Consider the following 15514-nt stretch of genomic DNA (forward strand, 5'->3'; position numbering starts at 1 on the left):
TTTCATTTCCGCTATAGTCGCGATTTTTGGCGCTCTCCGAACCCGTGCGACCCGCGCGGGCGAGCGGCGCAGCGGCCGCCCGCGCGGCCCGCAAACATGCCGCCCTCCACACGGCGGCCACCGGAGTACTCGACAAGATGAACGCACGCGACACCGCTCTCCTTCCCGCTTCGCGCAGCAGCCGGCTGCGTCAGATGCTCACCAGCAACCAGCTCGAATTCCTGATGGAAGCGCACAACGGCCTGTCCGCGCGCATCGTCCGCGAAGCCGGTTTTCGCGCAATCTGGGGCTCGGGCCTGACGATCTCCGCGCAGTTCGGCGTGCGCGACAACAACGAGGCGAGCTGGACTCAGGTCGTCGATACGCTCGAGTTCATGGCCGACGCGAGCGATCTGCCGATCCTGCTCGACGGCGACACCGGCTACGGCAACTTCAACAACATGCGCCGTCTCGTGCGCAAGCTCGAACAGCGCGGCATCGCGGGCGTCTGTATCGAAGACAAGGTGTTTCCGAAGACCAACAGCTTCATTAACGGCGAGCGTCAGCCGCTCGCGGAAATCGACGAGTTCAGCGGCAAGATCAAGGCGGGCAAGGACTCGCAACTGGACGAGAATTTCTCGATCGTCGCGCGCGTCGAGGCTTTGATCGCGGGCTGGGGGATGGACGAAGCGCTGAAGCGCGCGGAAGCCTACCGTCAGGCCGGCGCCGATGCGATCCTGATTCACAGCAAGCTGTCGCGTCCCGATGAGATTCTCGCGTTCGCGAAGGAATGGGCCGGCCGTGGCCCGCTCGTGATCGTGCCGACCAAGTACTACAGCACGCCGACCGAAGTGTTCCGCAAGGCGGGCATCAGCGCGGTGATCTGGGCGAACCATCTGCTGCGCGCGGCGACCACCGCGATGCAGACCGTCGCGAAGGAAATCCACGACAACGAAACGCTGGTCGATGTCGAAGACCGCGTGGCCACCGTCAACGAGATTTTCCGCCTGCAGGATGCCGACGAGTATTCGGAAGCCGAGCGCCGTTATCTGTCGACGTCGCGTGCAAGCGGCTCGGCGATCGTGCTGGCGGCTAGCCGCGGCGCAGGGCTTGAAGCGCTGACCGAAGAACGTCCGAAGGTGATGCTGCCGGTAGCCGGCAAGCCGCTGCTACGCTGGCTCGTCGATGGCTTCAAGAAGCAGGGCGTCAATGACATCACGGTGGTCGGCGGCTATCGTGCCGACGCGATCGACACGGCTGGCATCAAGCTCGTCGTCAACGAACGCCATGCGCAGACCGGCGAACTCGCGTCGCTCGCCTGCGCGGCCGGCACTCTGCAGAACGACACGGTCATTTCGTACGGCGATCTGCTGTTCCGCAGCTACATCGTGCGCGATCTGGTCGAGAGCGAAGCAGCGTTCAGCGTGGTCGTCGATTCGTCGCTGACGCAGGCCGAAAACAGCAGCGTGCGCGACTTCGCGTGGTGCTCGACGGCTGACGATCGTGGCCTGTTCGGCAACAAGGTGCTGCTGCGCCGCGTGTCGAACGAAGCGGATGGCGCGCCGAACGGCCGGTGGATCGGTCTGTTGAATGTGCGCGGCGCCGGCATCGAACGTCTGAAGACGATGCTCGCGCAATTGCAGCAGCGTCCCGATTTCGACTCGCTCGACATCCCCGCGTTGCTCAACGCGCTGATCGAAGCGGGCGAGGAAGTCGAAGTGCAGTACGTGCACGGTCACTGGCGCGGCGTCAACGATCTCGAAGACTTCCGCCGTGCAGGCGACTTCGCGCATGCGCAGACGCCGATCGCATCGGGCGACGCGACGCGCGGAGCGGCGCAATGATCGAAGCAGCACAGTTCGTCGAGGCCGCGCGCACGCGCGGCTTCGACTGGTATGCCGGTGTGCCGTGTTCGTACCTGACGCCGTTCATCAATTACGTGCTGCAGGATCCGTCGCTGCACTACGTGTCGGCGGCGAACGAGGGCGATGCGGTCGCGCTGATCGCCGGCGTCACGCTCGGCGCGCGCAATGGCCGGCGCGGCGTCACGATGATGCAGAACTCGGGGCTCGGCAACGCGGTGAGTCCGCTGACGTCGCTCACGTGGACGTTCCGTTTGCCGCAACTGCTGATCGTCACGTGGCGCGGCCAGCCCGGCGTGTCGGACGAACCGCAGCACGCGTTGATGGGTCCGGTGACGCCCGCGATGCTCGACACGATGGAAATCCCGTGGGAAACCTTCCCGACCGAGGCCGACGCGATCGGCCCCGCGCTCGATCGTGCAACGAAGCACATGGATGAAACCGGTCGCCCGTATGCGCTCGTGATGCAGAAGGGCAGCGTCGCGCCGTACGAGCTGAAAGCGGCGGCGACGCCGACGCGTGCGCCTGCGATTGCCGCACGCAATACATCGCGCGGTCTGTCGGCGGATGCACTGCCGACGCGTCAGCAGGCACTGCAGCGCGTGATCGCGCGGACGCCGACTGAGTCGACGGTCGTGCTCGCGTCGACCGGCTTTTGCGGCCGCGAACTCTACGCAATCGACGATCGCTCGAACCAGCTGTACATGGTCGGCTCGATGGGCTGCGTGACGCCGTTCGCGCTCGGCCTCGCGCTGTCGCGGCCCGACCTGCAGGTGGTTGCGCTCGACGGCGATGGCGCTGCATTGATGCGGATGAGCGCGTTCGCGACGCTCGGCGCGTATGCACCGGCGAATCTGACGCACGTGCTGCTCGACAACGGCGCACACGATTCCACCGGCGGCCAGGCCACCGTGTCGCCGCAGGTGTCGTTCGCGGGTGTCGCGGCGGCGTGCGGCTACGCGTCGGCAGTCGAAGGCGACGATCTCGCCGTGCTCGACGAAGCCCTCGATGCGCTCGCCGCGCCCGTCTCGTCCGTCGCGTCCACTTCGCAGCGCGGTCCGCGTTTCGTGCGGCTCGCGATCCGGCGAGGCACGCCCGACGGTCTGCCGCGTCCCACCATTACCCCGCCCGACGTGAAGACGCGCCTGATGCGCCACATCGGCGCCGCGCAAGGAGCGCATTGATGCTGTTGCTCAACCCGGGCCCCGTCACGCTGACCGAACGCGTGCGCCGCAGTCTGCTGCAAACCGATCTATGCCATCGCGAGAGCGAGTTTTTCGACTTGCAGGATGAGGCGCGCGAGCGGCTCGTCGACGTGTACGGGCTCGATCCCGCGAAGTGGGCGGCGGTGCTGATGACAGGTTCGGGCACCGCGGCCGTCGAGAGCATGATCGCTGCGCTGGTGCCGGAACGCGGCAAACTGCTGATCGTCGAGAACGGCGTGTACGGCGAACGCATCGCGCACATCGCCGCGCAGTACCGGATCGCGCACGAAGTCGTGAAGCACGAATGGATGGAAGCGCCGGACCTCGTGCGCATCGTCGAGCGGCTCGACGCGGACGGCAGCTTCACGCACGTCGCGGTGATCCATCACGAGACGACGACGGGCCGGCTGAACGATTTGCGCGCGCTCGGCGCCGCATGCCGCGAACGGGGCGTGCAACTGCTGGTGGACGGCGTGAGCAGCTTCGGTGCCGAAGCGATCGACTTCGACGACGGCAGCATCGCAGCGGTCGCCGCCACGGCGAACAAATGTCTGCATGGTGTGCCGGGCGCGGCATTCGTCATCGTGCGGCGCGATGCGCTCGCGCAGGCGTCGAGCCGCACGTTCTATCTGGATCTGACGCGGCTCGCGCGTCTGCAGGATCAGCGCAATACGCCGTTCACGCCGTCGGTGCATGCGTATTACGCGCTGGTCGAAGCGCTGCGCGAGATGCACGACGAGGGCGGCTGGCAGGCGCGTCATGCACGCTACGCAGCGCTCGCCGAACAGGCGCGCGCGGGGCTCGCGACTCGCGGTATCGGCAGCGTGTTGCCGCCGGAGCAGTCGTCGGTCGTGCTGCGTGCGTACCGTCTGCCGAACGGTGTGTCGTACCCGCTGCTGCACGATGCGCTGAAGGCGCGCGGCTTCGTGATTTACGCGGGGCAGGGTGGGCTTTCCGCTGAGCTGTTCCGCATCTCGACGATGGGCGACATTCATGCCGCCGATGTCGATCGGCTGTTGACGTCGTTCGACGAACTGTCGCGTTGATATCGGTGTTGTGGCGACACGGCTAACGGTGGTGCCGGGAGGCTGCCGTTAGCGTGTGCTGCGCGGTGTTGGGCGCAAGCACGATCCGCAGTGACATCGTCGCCTCAATCGCGGCTCTCTCGCTTCCCACTTCCCACCTCTCACGAATGTTTCATCCGCATGCACCGCGCTTCATCGGGTGCGCGTGGCGCATTCCCGCGCAGCGATCGACCGTCGGCGCGTCGAGCAGCGCAATAGCCATCCGGATGCGCGCGTGCGGATAAATCGCCCGGCACATATTCCTGCATTGCGCGCGGCATTCCGCCATCTTTACCGAATCCACGAAAATCCGTTTGACTGGCGCAGAGCCCGGTGTTTGCCGGACGACGTTAGCCGAATCGCGAAACCGGCATATCCGCCGGCAGAGATCTTGTGCGAGGCGCATTAGCCGCTCTGGTGCAATGCCGCATGCGGATTTGTCGCCATTCATCCCGCATGGACGAGCGTTTGAAACGGACCGAGCGGCCCGCGTACAGGCCGTCAGCGGCTTTCGCCGTGGTTTGGACAGGCGCCTCTATATACATTCTCCGTTAACCGGTTTAACTTTTGCGCGACTACTTACCAGTAAATACAGGCCAATGGAGACCCTCATGCGAGGCAACGTTTCGCTGAATTCGTATCGCCTCGTTCTGCCGCCTTAAAAATAAAAGATTCCCCAATTTGCGCGGTCCGATTATTCGTCGACATATCGATTTTGCTTCGAACGGTGATTGAGTCCGGACAGCGCGGAGTAGCTGCATTATTCAAACGATAAATCCGGAGGAGACATAAGATGGCGCGCATCGTGCGCGACGGTTTTGCCGTCGCAAACCTGGTTGGCATAGCGGCCGCAGCGGTACTGATGGTTGCCTGTAGCGGCGGTAATCCGGGGTCGCCCGGCCCGGTCGACGTATCGCAATGCTCGGGCAGCACCTGCGCACCGTCCGGTCCGCCGACGTCGCCGCCCTCGACGCTCAAACTCTGCCCCGACGCACTCGACTACTCGACGACCTTCACCGGCGGCTCGGGCAGCGGCGAATACATCAAGGCCAAATTCAATTCGGCGACGAAGCAGTATCAGATGACGTTCGTCGAATCGGAGGTGCCGACGAGGGCGGGGCAGATCAATGCGACGCGCCAGGGTCTTACGATCACGGGTTCGTACACGACGCCCGACGCATACAAGCCCACGGCCACCAGTACCGACGGCGGGACAACGGCGCCGCTCGCGCTGCCGAGCGCCGAACAGAATCGCTGCGCAATCGTACTGAAGGATGGCCAGACTGCTGACGGCAGCTACAAGATCCCCATCAATCTCCAGGATCCGCCGCTGCTGTTCGTCGGCCAGGGGATCATCGGCGGCTCGAGTCCGGGCGCGGAGATCCAGTTCAATGGCGTACCACTCGGAGCGGGTATCTTTATTGGTGTTGTACCGGACCGCGTGTTCGACTCGTTCCCGTTCATCGGTTTCAGCGAGACGGTGACCGACTTCTCGCAGGTCGCAGGCAAGTACAACGAGCTTGGTTTCCGGATGACGCCGGAAGGCACGACGTTCCAGACCATCCCCAACGAGACCCCCGCGCAGCAGATAACTGGCCTTATCGGCTGGCAGCCGGACGCGATCCAGGCTTCTGAGACGCTGAATGCGGACGGCTCGTGCACGGCCGATACGTCCAAATATTCGTGTATGTCGACCGGTGCGCCGTGGGTAGTGCGGACCAACGCGGACGGTTCCGCCGACAACGTGTTCATGAGCGCGATTCCATCGAACGCGTCGACGTATCCGGCGGTTGGGGTCGGCACTCTGCAGGTTGCGTTTGCTGGCAACACCGCGCACGGCGTGATGATCGTCGGCAAGGTGGCCGGGACGCTGGTGCCAGTGATCGTGCGCGTCGGTGCGGGCCATTCGGATCCGAACGGCAATCTGCTCGCGTCGATCCTCGACGACCAGATCGGCATCTCGCTGCTCGCGCCGGCCACGACGATCGCACCGACTGTGCTGACGGGCGGCTACATTGGTGCGAACAGCGCGTCGGCATGCGGACTCGTCGAATACGCTGGACAGTCGGCGCAGGCGACGAACGTGACGAACCCGGATGGCTCGTTCTCGGTTATCTACCCGTCGGCAGGTGCGTGCATCGACGGCAGCGCATCGTTCAACGCAGCCGTGAACTCGACCGCGACGCTGTTCCAGAACCCGAACGGTTCGCTGCTGACACCGTTCACCGCGACCGTGACGTCCGGCTTCACGCTCGACTACACGCAGACACAGCCCGGCCTCGTCAACGTCACGGCGACAAAGGATCTGCTGAGCGGCACGACGCCGATCTTCCAGGCAGGCGACACGGGTGTGCTCGTCAAGGTGGGTCAGGTGTACGGTCTGTTGATGAACGGCGTGAACCAGCAGTTCACGACGAACAGCCCGTCGAATACGAGCAAAGTGAATCCGTTCCTGACGATCGGCGCATTCGTGCAGTAGCGCCGGTTGTGGTCCGGGGGAGCGTGTGCCGGTGGCACCGGCTCCCCATTTCGTGAGCGCCGGGTTCGCCCGGCGTTTTTTTATTTCCGGCTTATTTCTGGCGCTCGCGACGCGTGCTTCGCGAAACGCGTTACACCGGATCTTTATCCGGCGGACCTTCGGGTCGCTGCGGCTCGTCGTTGTGATGGCCCGGCGGCGGAGGCGTCAGCGGATCGCCTTCAGGATCGCGGGTCGGATCGGCGAGTGGGTCGGGAACCGGACTGGTGTGCATCTCGAGGTTCATGGCGTGGCCCCTCGTCCTCTTTGCCTCGGTGAGCGAGGCATGCATCCGCGTGCCTCTATCAGGTAGCGTAGGCGATCCCGCGCGAATGCGCTGTGCGGTGTGCCGCATGCGTGCCGGTCATGCGTGTGTTCGCATACCGTCAGATCGTCCTGCGTCGCGCTGACGGTCGTGACACCTTCAGCTGCCAGTAGCGTTCGTCGTCGAACACATCGTCGTAGCCGCCAGGGCCGAACGCCTGCAACTGGCTCCCGTACGCATCGATGGCTTCGCGCTTGAGCAGCACGCGACGCTGCGGATCGAGCGTGTTCAGTTCATCCGGTTGCGCGGGCGTGGCGACGATGCCGCGCCGCGTCATATCGACGAGCCGTTCCTGCACGATACCGGCCGTCCGGCGATACAGCGCGTCTTCGTACGCGAACCACGACAGATGCGCGAGCCTCGGCAGGATTTCGCAGCACGCGCGATAGACCAGGATGTGGTCGGCGTGAAACAGGCCGAGCGGCATCAGCAGCGTGTTCGCGGTCGAGCCGTAGATCACTTCCTCGAGCGCGGTCGCGAGCGTGTCGATCGAAGGAGAGTCGTTGTACTGACCGTCGCGGAACGGCATGCGCAGCGGAATCGCATCGAGTACGGACAGCGCCTGGTCGTCCTCGATCGTGCGTGCGTGGACCGCCGCATGGGCGCCGGTAAATCCTGCTTTCGTATCCCATTCGGTGCACATGTCGCGCTCGGGCGGCGCGGCGAATACCGTGCACACTGCGGCATCCGGATGCGCGGCGAGCAATGCGCCGCAACCGAACACCGCATCGTCGAAATGCGGGGAGACGACAAGCAGGCGTGGGCTGGTTTCACTCATGATCGTGAGGTTGCGAGAAATAAGACGTGTGTGGATTTCCGCAAACCGTGTGCCCGCGTCAGCTGCGCCCGTCGTCGAGCGCCTGCAGATCGGCGGGCGTATCGATGTCGCGCAGGATGCCCGGGTCGTCGACGTCGACGCGCGTGACCGCCTGCGACGCGAACAGTGCGCGGGCGCCGGCATCGCCGTCGAGTGCGAGCAGCGCCGCGCGATGCGCGTTGCCGAAGCCTGCCGGATGCCCGCGCTGGTTGCGATAGAACGGTGCGACGAGCGGTGCGCCTGCGCCCAGCGCTTTCGCCACCGCTTCGATCGTGGCCTGCGCGATGCGCGGCATGTCGGCGAGCGCGACGACCCAGCCGTCCGCGTCGTCGCTGGCTTCGACGCCCGCCGCGAGACTCGCGCCCATGCCGCGCTCCGCCGCCGCCGAGAACACCACGACGCAGCCCGCGTCGTTCAGTTCGCGGGCGAGTGCATCGGAGCCGGGCCGCACGACCGCGATGACTTTCGACACGACGCGCAGCAGCCGGTGCGCCGACTCGTGTGCGACCGACATTCCTTCGGGCAGACGCGCGAGCAGCTTGTTGTGGATGCCGTCGGGATCGAAGCGCGACCCGTAGCCGGCTGCGAGCAGCACGCCGGTGGCGAGCGAAGCGTAGGTCATGACGCGCCTTGAGAGAAGAACTGCGGGTGCGGGAGTGACGGGCGGTATGGCGCGATTGTGCGGCGCAAGCGCGGACGAGGCAAGCGTCGATGCACATCTGTCGCATGCACGGCGGTCATTCGCATGACCGCCGTGCATGTGAATCCATCAAGCTTGTACGAGCACCTTGTCGAGCGTCACCGGCAGATCCCGCACGCGCACGCCGGTCGCATGAAACACCGCATTCGCGATCGCCGCCGACACCCCCGTGATACCGATCTCGCCGATCCCCTTCGTGCCGAGCGAGTTGATATGCGGGTCCACCTCGTCGATGAACGCGACGTCGATCGCGCCGATGTCCGCGTTGACCGGCACGTGGTACTCGGCGAGGTTCGCGTTGACGAAGCGTCCGTAACGCAGATCGAGCGACGTCGCTTCTTCTAGTGCCGCACCGATGCCCCACACGATGCCGCCCATCAACTGGCTGTGCGCGGTTTTGTCGTTGAGCAGCCGCCCGACGCCGTACGTGCCGACTACGCGTGCCACGCGGATCGTTCCGAGGTCCGCGTCGACGTGCACTTCGGCGAACACGGAGCCGAACGAGTGGAACGCGTAGCGCGCCTTTTCTTCGCCGGGCTTGACGGTCACGCGCGCTTCGATCGGCCGGCCGCCTGCACGCGCGAGAATCGCTGCGGCCGGATCGCGCCGCGACGGGTCCGAGCGACGCGTGACCCAGCCGTTGTCGACGGTGATGTCGTCGGCGGTTGCGCCGTACACCGGCGAAGCGGGATCCGCGAGTGCGAGCGCGATCAACTGGTTGCGCACCTGGGTGGCCGCGTCGTGCACGGCCGGCGATACGCTCGCGACCGACTGCGAGCCGCCCGACACCGGCGCGCGCGGCAGCGACGAATCGCCGAGCGCGAAGCTGATGTTCGCGGGGGCGAAGCCGAGTGCATCGGCGGCGACCTGGGTCATCACGGTGTACGTGCCGGTGCCGATGTCCTGCGTGCCCGACGCGACCATCGCGGTGCCGTCCGGCAGGATGCGTGCGAGCGCCGATGCTTCGCTGCGGTTCGCCGGGTACGTCGCGGTCGCCATGCCGAGCCCGATCAGCGTATTGCCCGCGCGCATCGAGCGCGGTTCGGGCGTGCGCCGCGACCAGCCGAATTTCTCCGCGCCGCGCTCATAGCATTCGCGCAACGACTTGCTCGACCACGGCTTGTTGTCCTGCGGCTCGATGTCGGCGTAGTTCTTCAGACGCAGCGCGAGCGGGTCCATTTTCAGCGCCCACGCGAGTTCGTCCATCGCCGATTCGAGCGCGAACGAACCGGTCGTTTCGCCGGGCGCGCGCATGAAAGTCGGCGTGCCGACGTTCAACTGCACGAGACGGTGTGTGGTCACCTGGTTCGGCACCGCGTACGACATTCGCGTGACCATGCAGCAGGTCTCGGTCCAGTCCTCGATCATCGACGTGTTCGAGAAGCTGTCGTGCCGCATCGCGGTGAGCGTGCCGTCGCGGCGCGCGCCGAGCGTGAAACGCTGCTCGGTAAACGGCCGGCCGCCTACAGGGCCAAACATCTGCGGACGTTCCAGCACGAGACGCACCGGACGACTGGTCTGCTTCGCGGCCATCGCGCACAGCGATACGTGCGACCACGACGAGCCCTTGCAACCAAAGCCGCCGCCGACGAACGGCGAGATCACGTGCACGTCGTCAGGGGCGAGGCCGAGCGTCGCCGCGACCGCGGTCTTCGCGCCGCTCACGCCTTGCGTCGAGTCGTACAGCGTCAGATGAGGGCCGTCCCACACGGCCATCGTCGCGTGCGGCTCCATCGGGTTGTGGTGTTCCATCGGTGTTGTGTACGTCGCGTCGATGCGTACGTTGGCATCGCGCAGGCCGGCCGCGAGATCGCCGCGCTGCGTGTCGGTCTGCCGGCCTTGCGGTTTGACGGGTGCATACGCGTGCGCGCGGGCCTGCGTGAAATCGACCGTCGCGGGGACGCTGCGGTATGTGATGCGCAGCTGACGCGCGGCGTCGGTCGCGTGTTCGAGCGTGTCGGCGACGACGACCGCTACCGGCTCGTTGCTGTAGTGCACCTCGTTGTCCTGCAGCAGCGACAGTCTGCGTCCGGCGGGCGGCGAGAGCGCGGGCCGGCCGTTGTTCGGCAGACGTGGTGCATTCGCGTACGTCATCACGAGCAGCACGCCGGGCAGCGACTGGGCACGTGCGGTATCGATCGACTCGATCGTTCCGCGTGCGATCGTGCTCGTCACCAGCACTGCATGTGCGAGCCGTGCTTCGGGAAATTCGGCTGCGTAGCGGGCTTCGCCGGTGACCTTCAGCACGCCATCGGTACGGTCGAGCGGCTGTCCGATGAACGGAGCGGCGGTCGTCATGCGACACCTCCTTGCCGCCCCGCGGCCTGATTCAATGCACGGACGATCGCGCGCTGCGCGAGCGCGATCTTGAAACCGTTGTCGCGTTGCGCGCGTGCGTCCTGCAATGCGGCGGCAGCGGCATCGCGCAGCGTTGCGTCGGTGAGCGGCTGGTTCGCGAGCCGCGCTTCCGCCGCGCTCGCACGCCACGGTTTATGTGCGACACCGCCGAGCGCGATGCGTGCGCTGCGCACGGTATTGCCGTCGAGTTGCAGCGCCGCTGCGACCGACACCAGCGCGAACGCATAGCTCGCGCGATCACGCACCTTCAGATAGTGCGTGTGCTCGCTGAAGAGCGGCGGCGGCAGATCGACGGCGGTGATCAGTTCGCCGGGCTGTAACGTCGTGTCGAATTCAGGACGATCGCCCGGCAGACGATGGAAGTTCGCGAACGGCACCACGCGTTCGCCGCTGGGACTGCTGACGCGCACGAGCGCATCGAGTGCCACGAGTGCGACGCTCATGTCGGACGGATTGACCGCGATGCATTGCGCGCTCGCACCGAGGATCGCGTGCATGCGGTTGTGGCCGCCGATCGCCGCGCAGCCGCTGCCGGGCTCGCGCTTGTTGCATTGAGCGAACGCGGTGTCGTAGAAGTACGGGCAACGCGTGCGCTGCATCAGATTGCCGCCGACCGTCGCCATGTTGCGCAACTGCGCGGATGCACCGGCGAGCAGCGCCTGCGACAGCAGCGGGTAACGCTCGCGCACCCATGCGTGATTCGCCATGTCACTGTTGCGCACCAGCGCGCCTATGCGCAGGCCGCCGTCGGGCAGCGTCGAGATCGTGTCGAGCCCGGGAATGCGCGTGATGTCGACGAGCTTCGCAGGCCGTTCGACGCCGCCCTTCATCAGATCGAGCAGATTCGTGCCGCCTCCGATAAACATCGTGCCCGGCTGTTGTGCGGCACGCAGCGCAGCGGCGACGTCGCCGGCGCGTTCGTAGGAGATTGCATCCATGATGGTCTCCCTATGCTGCGCCGGTTTTGCCGGCGTGTACTGTGCGCACCGCCGCGACGATGTTCGGATACGCACCGCAGCGACAGAGGTTGCCGCTCATCCGTTCGCGGATTTCGTCGTCGCTGAGTTGCGGCGGACGACGCCGCACATCGGCGGTGACCGTGCTCGCGGCGCCCGCATCGAACTCATGCAGCAGCGCGGTCGCGGAGCACAGTTGCCCCGGCGTACAGTAGCCGCACTGGAATGCATCATGTGCGATGAACGCGCGCTGGATCGGACTCAGCACGTCGTTGTGCGCGAGCCCTTCGACGGTCGTGATCGCTTCGCCTTCATGCATCACCGCGAGCGTCAGACACGAGTTGATGCGACGGCCGCCGGCGAGTACCGTGCATGCGCCGCACTGACCACGGTCGCAGCCTTTCTTCGTGCCCGTGAGGCCAATATATTCGCGCAACGCATCGAGCACCGTCACGCGCGGTTCGAGTTGCAACGCATAGTCGCGGCCGTTCACGTTGAGCGTGACGGTGCGCTCGGGCACCGGCGGATGCGTGATGGGTTGCGATGCCGGTTGGCGTACGGGTGCGGCTGTTGTCTGCGCATGTGCGTACGGCACTGCGCCGACCGTGGCCGCTGCCGCTGCCGATTGCAGAAAACGTCGGCGGGACGGTTGAACAGGTTGAGGCGACGAAGACGTGGGCGAGGGGTCGGTGTCGTCGACCGGACCCTGATGTTTGGAATGACGGGACATGATGTTCTGCTTGCTCCGTGAAAGATCATGCAGGGCTGCGCGTCATCGCAGTGTCATCAAGATCATGAGCGAAGCGATGCATCGCAGGACAATCGTTAGCAGCAGCAATTTCGATGCCGCTGGAGTGCGTGCGGGATGCATGCGCGACATGCATGCAAGACATCTGCGAGGCGCACGCAAGGCGCGTGAAAGAACGCGAGTCGCAAGTCGGGTGGGGCAGCGGCGATGCGAAGCGCGCGCGTGACGCGTTGCACGTTGCGCTTAAAACAGAGCAAAGTAAAGAGGCGGTGAATGGGTTTTGATTACACGTTGCCGAGTTGCGCACGAGGTGTGGGCAGTGTCGGTTAACATCGTCGGGATCGACGATATGATGACCCCATTCGTGGGTACGACAACAAAGGAGACAACGGCAGTGAACCTCAAGGAAAAGACGACACACACCGGCCGGCGCGCACTGATGTTGTGCGTGTTGGGATGCGCATGGTTCGGCACGATGGCTGCGGCGCACGCGGACGAAGTGAAGGTGATGATCTCCGGTGGTTTCGCGGCGGCGTATCGTGAGCTGGGTCCGCAGTTCGAGCACGAGAGCGGCGATACGCTCGCTACCGCATGGGGGCCGTCGATGGGCACGACGCAGAATGCGATACCCGTGCGCCTCGCGCGCGGCGAACCCGCCGACGTATTGATCATGGTCGGCTATGCGCTCGACGATCTGGTGAAGGCCGGCAAGGTCGTGCCCGGCAGCAAGGTGGATTTCGCGCGCTCGCCGATCGGCATCGCAGTGCGCGACGGCGCGCCGAAACCCGACATCCATTCCGACGATGCATTGCGCCGCGCGTTGCTCGACGCGAAATCGATCGCGTATTCGGACAGTGCTAGCGGCGTCTATATCGGCAACGAGTTGTTCAAGAAACTCGGCATCGAAGATCAGGTGAAGGGCAAGAGCCGGATGATTCCCGCCGAGCCGGTCGGCAACGTCGTCGCGCGCGGCGAAGCGGAGATCGGGTTTCAGCAGGTCAGCGAACTGCTGCCGGTGAAGGGCGTGACGGTTGTCGGCAAACTGCCCGACGACGTGCAGCAATACACGATGTATTCGGCTGGTGTTGCTGCGGGGTCGAAAGATCCGGCGGGTGCGGCTGCGTTGATTCGTTTTCTTGCGTCGCCGGAAGCGGCGTCGGTGATTCGGAAGACGGGGTTGGAGCCGCTGGCGCAGTGAAGGTGCGATGCTGTGAGTGAGCGGAGGTCATCCTCACGCGCCAAAAGAAAAGCCCCGCAAATGCGGGGCTTTTGTCATGCAGGTTCGCCACTCCGCTCAATCATTCACTCGCTCACTCACAGTACGCAGCAAACGGCTTATGCCCGGCAACACAGCTTTTCGATGACGCTGCATGAAGCGTGACCGTCTTCGACGTGTGCTCAAACCGGCAAACCAGATACGGATCGATTCCCTTCAAGTCCCATCGATCAACCGTCAGTTAGCGCACCCCTCAATCGATCCCATGAAAAACCGCATCGTCCGGGCCCAGATAAGCCGGCGGACGCCACGCCGCATCGCGCATCGAATGTTGGACCAGTTTCTCGACGCCTAGCAGCACCGCGAAGATCGCCATCCGCACCGGGATGCCGTTGTCGGTCTGACGGAAGATCGCGAGTCGCGAGTCGTGATTCAGGTCGACGCTCAGATCGTTCGCGCCGGGCCGGCTGTCGCGCGGCAGCGGATGCATGATCAGGGTGTCCGCACCGCACACGCCGTCGACTAAAGCCTGGTTGATCTGGAAGTCGGGCGTATAACCTTCGAACGATTCGTCGGTGAAGCGCTCTTTCTGGATGCGCGTCGCGTACACGACGTCGGCGCCGCGTAGCCCTGCCGTGAGATCGTGCGTCTGTTCGATCACATGACCGTTACGCGAAATCTGCTCGACGATGTACGTCGGCATCTCGAGCATCGGCGGTGACACCAGCGTGAACTTGATGCCGCGATACAGCGCGAGCAGCTTCACGAGCGAATGCACGGTGCGCCCGTATTTGAGGTCGCCGACGAGCGCGATATGCGCGCCGTCGACGATCTTGCCGAGCCGCGAGAATTCGCGCTGGATCGTGTACAGGTCGAGCAGCGCCTGGCTCGGGTGTTCGCCGGGGCCGTCGCCGCCGTTGATCACGGGCACGTTGGTCGCGCGCGCGAATTCGGCGACCGAGCCTTGCTCCGGATGGCGGATCACCAGCGCGTCGACATAGCCGCTCATCACGCGGCTCGTGTCGTAGATCGATTCGCCCTTCGCCATCGACGAGAACGTGAAGCCGGTCGTATCGCACACCGAGCCGCCGAGCCGGCAGAACGCCGCGCCGAAACTCACGCGCGTACGCGTGCTCGCTTCGAAGAACAGGTTGCCGAGCACCGCGCCTTCGAGCACCCGGGAGATTTTCCGGCGTCGCGCGATGGGCTGCATGATGTCGGCGACGCGAAACAGCGCCTCCACCGAGTCGCGCGAGAACTGGTCGACCGACAGCAGTTGCGGCTTGCCTTCGAACAGCATCTGGCTCGCCAGCGACTGCGAATCTACGCTTTGCGTATGCTTTTCGCCCGGCTCGCCCTGCACGACGATCTCCGACACAAACCGCTCGACGATCTCCGGCATCGCCCGCGATTCCTGCGAATCGTCCGGCAGCAGCCAGGTGTCGAGCGCCCGTCGCGACACGCCGATACGGCTGGCGAACGCCTCGCGGGTCATGTTCATGCGACGCATCGCGTCGCGGAGAAAGGCTTGCTGCGGGACATTCATGCGGGCACCTCAGGTCGGTGGTTGTAACGATCAATCTATACGCGGTGCGTATATTAGTTCGCTGCGACGGGAAGTCAAGCTTTTTGCGCTGCGCTTTGCTCGTTTTGCGTGCAAGTTCGCAAGAAGTCCGGTTACACTGCCCGACATGCCAGCCGCCCACGACTTCCTCCGCCTTTCGCTCGCCGCCTTCACGGCGGGTAGCGTATGCGCGTGCGAAGCCGCT

Annotated in this window: 13 protein-coding genes; 5 read left to right on the top strand and 8 right to left on the bottom strand. The window is 65.0% G+C overall.

Annotated features, from left to right (window positions below; genetic code table 11):
- Nucleotides 1-137 precede the first annotated feature (137 nt).
- The 4 genes from aepX (at nt 138) to E1748_RS10510 (ending at nt 6589) form a co-directional block, all read left to right on the top strand.
- Nucleotides 138-1823 carry a phosphoenolpyruvate mutase gene (gene aepX, locus E1748_RS10495; RefSeq protein ID WP_133647016.1) on the top strand — a complete coding sequence of 562 codons (1686 nt, stop codon included), beginning with the start codon at nt 138-140 and terminating at the stop codon, nt 1821-1823.
- The gene (aepY, locus tag E1748_RS10500) at nt 1820-3025 is read left to right on the top strand and encodes a phosphonopyruvate decarboxylase (RefSeq protein ID WP_133647017.1); all 1206 of its coding nucleotides are present in this window, start codon (nt 1820-1822) and stop codon (nt 3023-3025) included. Before aepX ends, aepY begins: the two co-directional genes overlap by 4 nt.
- Nucleotides 3025-4092, top strand: coding sequence for a 2-aminoethylphosphonate aminotransferase (locus E1748_RS10505; RefSeq protein ID WP_133647018.1), 1068 nt, complete (start codon nt 3025-3027; stop codon nt 4090-4092). The genes aepY and E1748_RS10505 overlap by 1 nt, the downstream gene beginning before the upstream one ends.
- Before the next feature lie 811 nt (nt 4093-4903).
- Nucleotides 4904-6589, top strand: coding sequence for a DUF2957 domain-containing protein (locus E1748_RS10510; RefSeq protein WP_133647019.1), 1686 nt, complete (start codon nt 4904-4906; stop codon nt 6587-6589).
- 130 nt (nt 6590-6719) lie between these two features.
- On the opposite strand, the gene E1748_RS31450 is transcribed toward E1748_RS10510, so the two are convergent.
- The 6 genes from E1748_RS31450 to E1748_RS10535 form a co-directional block, all read right to left on the bottom strand.
- Nucleotides 6720-6872: a hypothetical protein gene (locus tag E1748_RS31450; protein ID WP_166653536.1), complete on the bottom strand. Its 153-nt coding sequence runs from the start codon at nt 6870-6872 to the stop codon at nt 6720-6722.
- A gap of 139 nt (nt 6873-7011) precedes the next feature.
- Nucleotides 7012-7728, bottom strand: a complete 717-nt coding sequence (locus tag E1748_RS10515; RefSeq protein ID WP_133647020.1) for a PIG-L deacetylase family protein — start codon at nt 7726-7728, stop codon at nt 7012-7014.
- Between the two features lie 58 nt (nt 7729-7786).
- Nucleotides 7787-8389 carry a nucleotidyltransferase family protein gene (locus tag E1748_RS10520; RefSeq protein WP_133647021.1) on the bottom strand — a complete coding sequence of 201 codons (603 nt, stop codon included), beginning with the start codon at nt 8387-8389 and terminating at the stop codon, nt 7787-7789.
- A 147-nt stretch (nt 8390-8536) separates the two neighbouring features.
- The gene (locus tag E1748_RS10525; RefSeq protein ID WP_133647022.1) at nt 8537-10765 is read right to left on the bottom strand and encodes a xanthine dehydrogenase family protein molybdopterin-binding subunit; all 2229 of its coding nucleotides are present in this window, start codon (nt 10763-10765) and stop codon (nt 8537-8539) included.
- A complete protein-coding gene (locus E1748_RS10530; protein ID WP_133647023.1) occupies nt 10762-11763 on the bottom strand; it encodes an FAD binding domain-containing protein in 1002 nt (333 codons plus the stop codon). Before E1748_RS10530 ends, E1748_RS10525 begins: the two co-directional genes overlap by 4 nt.
- A gap of 10 nt (nt 11764-11773) precedes the next feature.
- Entirely contained in the window at nt 11774-12511 is a 738-nt protein-coding gene (locus E1748_RS10535) for a 2Fe-2S iron-sulfur cluster-binding protein (RefSeq protein WP_133647024.1), read from the bottom strand.
- A gap of 457 nt (nt 12512-12968) precedes the next feature.
- On the opposite strand from E1748_RS10535, the gene E1748_RS10540 reads away from it, so the two are divergent.
- Nucleotides 12969-13727 carry a substrate-binding domain-containing protein gene (locus tag E1748_RS10540; RefSeq protein WP_205965242.1) on the top strand — a complete coding sequence of 253 codons (759 nt, stop codon included), beginning with the start codon at nt 12969-12971 and terminating at the stop codon, nt 13725-13727.
- A gap of 112 nt (nt 13728-13839) precedes the next feature.
- Here E1748_RS10540 and E1748_RS32075 read toward each other — a convergent pair whose 3' ends face one another.
- Both E1748_RS32075 and E1748_RS10545 read right to left on the bottom strand, forming a co-directional pair.
- Nucleotides 13840-13986 carry an STY0301 family protein gene (locus E1748_RS32075; protein ID WP_420819317.1) on the bottom strand — a complete coding sequence of 49 codons (147 nt, stop codon included), beginning with the start codon at nt 13984-13986 and terminating at the stop codon, nt 13840-13842.
- Nucleotides 13987-13998: 12 nt separating this feature from the next.
- The gene (locus E1748_RS10545; protein WP_133647025.1) at nt 13999-15291 is read right to left on the bottom strand and encodes an aspartate carbamoyltransferase; all 1293 of its coding nucleotides are present in this window, start codon (nt 15289-15291) and stop codon (nt 13999-14001) included.
- Between the last annotated feature and the right edge of the window lie 223 nt (nt 15292-15514).

Origin of the sequence: Paraburkholderia flava (genome assembly GCF_004359985.1) — a bacterium.
Classification (GTDB): domain Bacteria; phylum Pseudomonadota; class Gammaproteobacteria; order Burkholderiales; family Burkholderiaceae; genus Paraburkholderia; species Paraburkholderia flava.

Coding starts and splice junctions, on each gene's coding strand:
- E1748_RS10535 (WP_133647024.1), bottom strand. CDS start 12,511: ATGTCCCGTCATTCCAAACATCAGGGTCCGGTCGACGACACCGACCCC.
- E1748_RS10545 (WP_133647025.1), bottom strand. CDS start 15,291: ATGAATGTCCCGCAGCAAGCCTTTCTCCGCGACGCGATGCGTCGCATG.
- E1748_RS10510 (WP_133647019.1), top strand. CDS start 4,904: ATGGCGCGCATCGTGCGCGACGGTTTTGCCGTCGCAAACCTGGTTGGC.
- E1748_RS10505 (WP_133647018.1), top strand. CDS start 3,025: ATGCTGTTGCTCAACCCGGGCCCCGTCACGCTGACCGAACGCGTGCGC.
- E1748_RS31450 (WP_166653536.1), bottom strand. CDS start 6,872: ATGAACCTCGAGATGCACACCAGTCCGGTTCCCGACCCACTCGCCGAT.
- E1748_RS10530 (WP_133647023.1), bottom strand. CDS start 11,763: ATGGATGCAATCTCCTACGAACGCGCCGGCGACGTCGCCGCTGCGCTG.
- aepY (WP_133647017.1), top strand. CDS start 1,820: ATGATCGAAGCAGCACAGTTCGTCGAGGCCGCGCGCACGCGCGGCTTC.
- aepX (WP_133647016.1), top strand. CDS start 138: ATGAACGCACGCGACACCGCTCTCCTTCCCGCTTCGCGCAGCAGCCGG.
- E1748_RS10525 (WP_133647022.1), bottom strand. CDS start 10,765: ATGACGACCGCCGCTCCGTTCATCGGACAGCCGCTCGACCGTACCGAT.
- E1748_RS10540 (WP_205965242.1), top strand. CDS start 12,969: ATGTTGTGCGTGTTGGGATGCGCATGGTTCGGCACGATGGCTGCGGCG.
- E1748_RS10515 (WP_133647020.1), bottom strand. CDS start 7,728: ATGAGTGAAACCAGCCCACGCCTGCTTGTCGTCTCCCCGCATTTCGAC.
- E1748_RS10520 (WP_133647021.1), bottom strand. CDS start 8,389: ATGACCTACGCTTCGCTCGCCACCGGCGTGCTGCTCGCAGCCGGCTAC.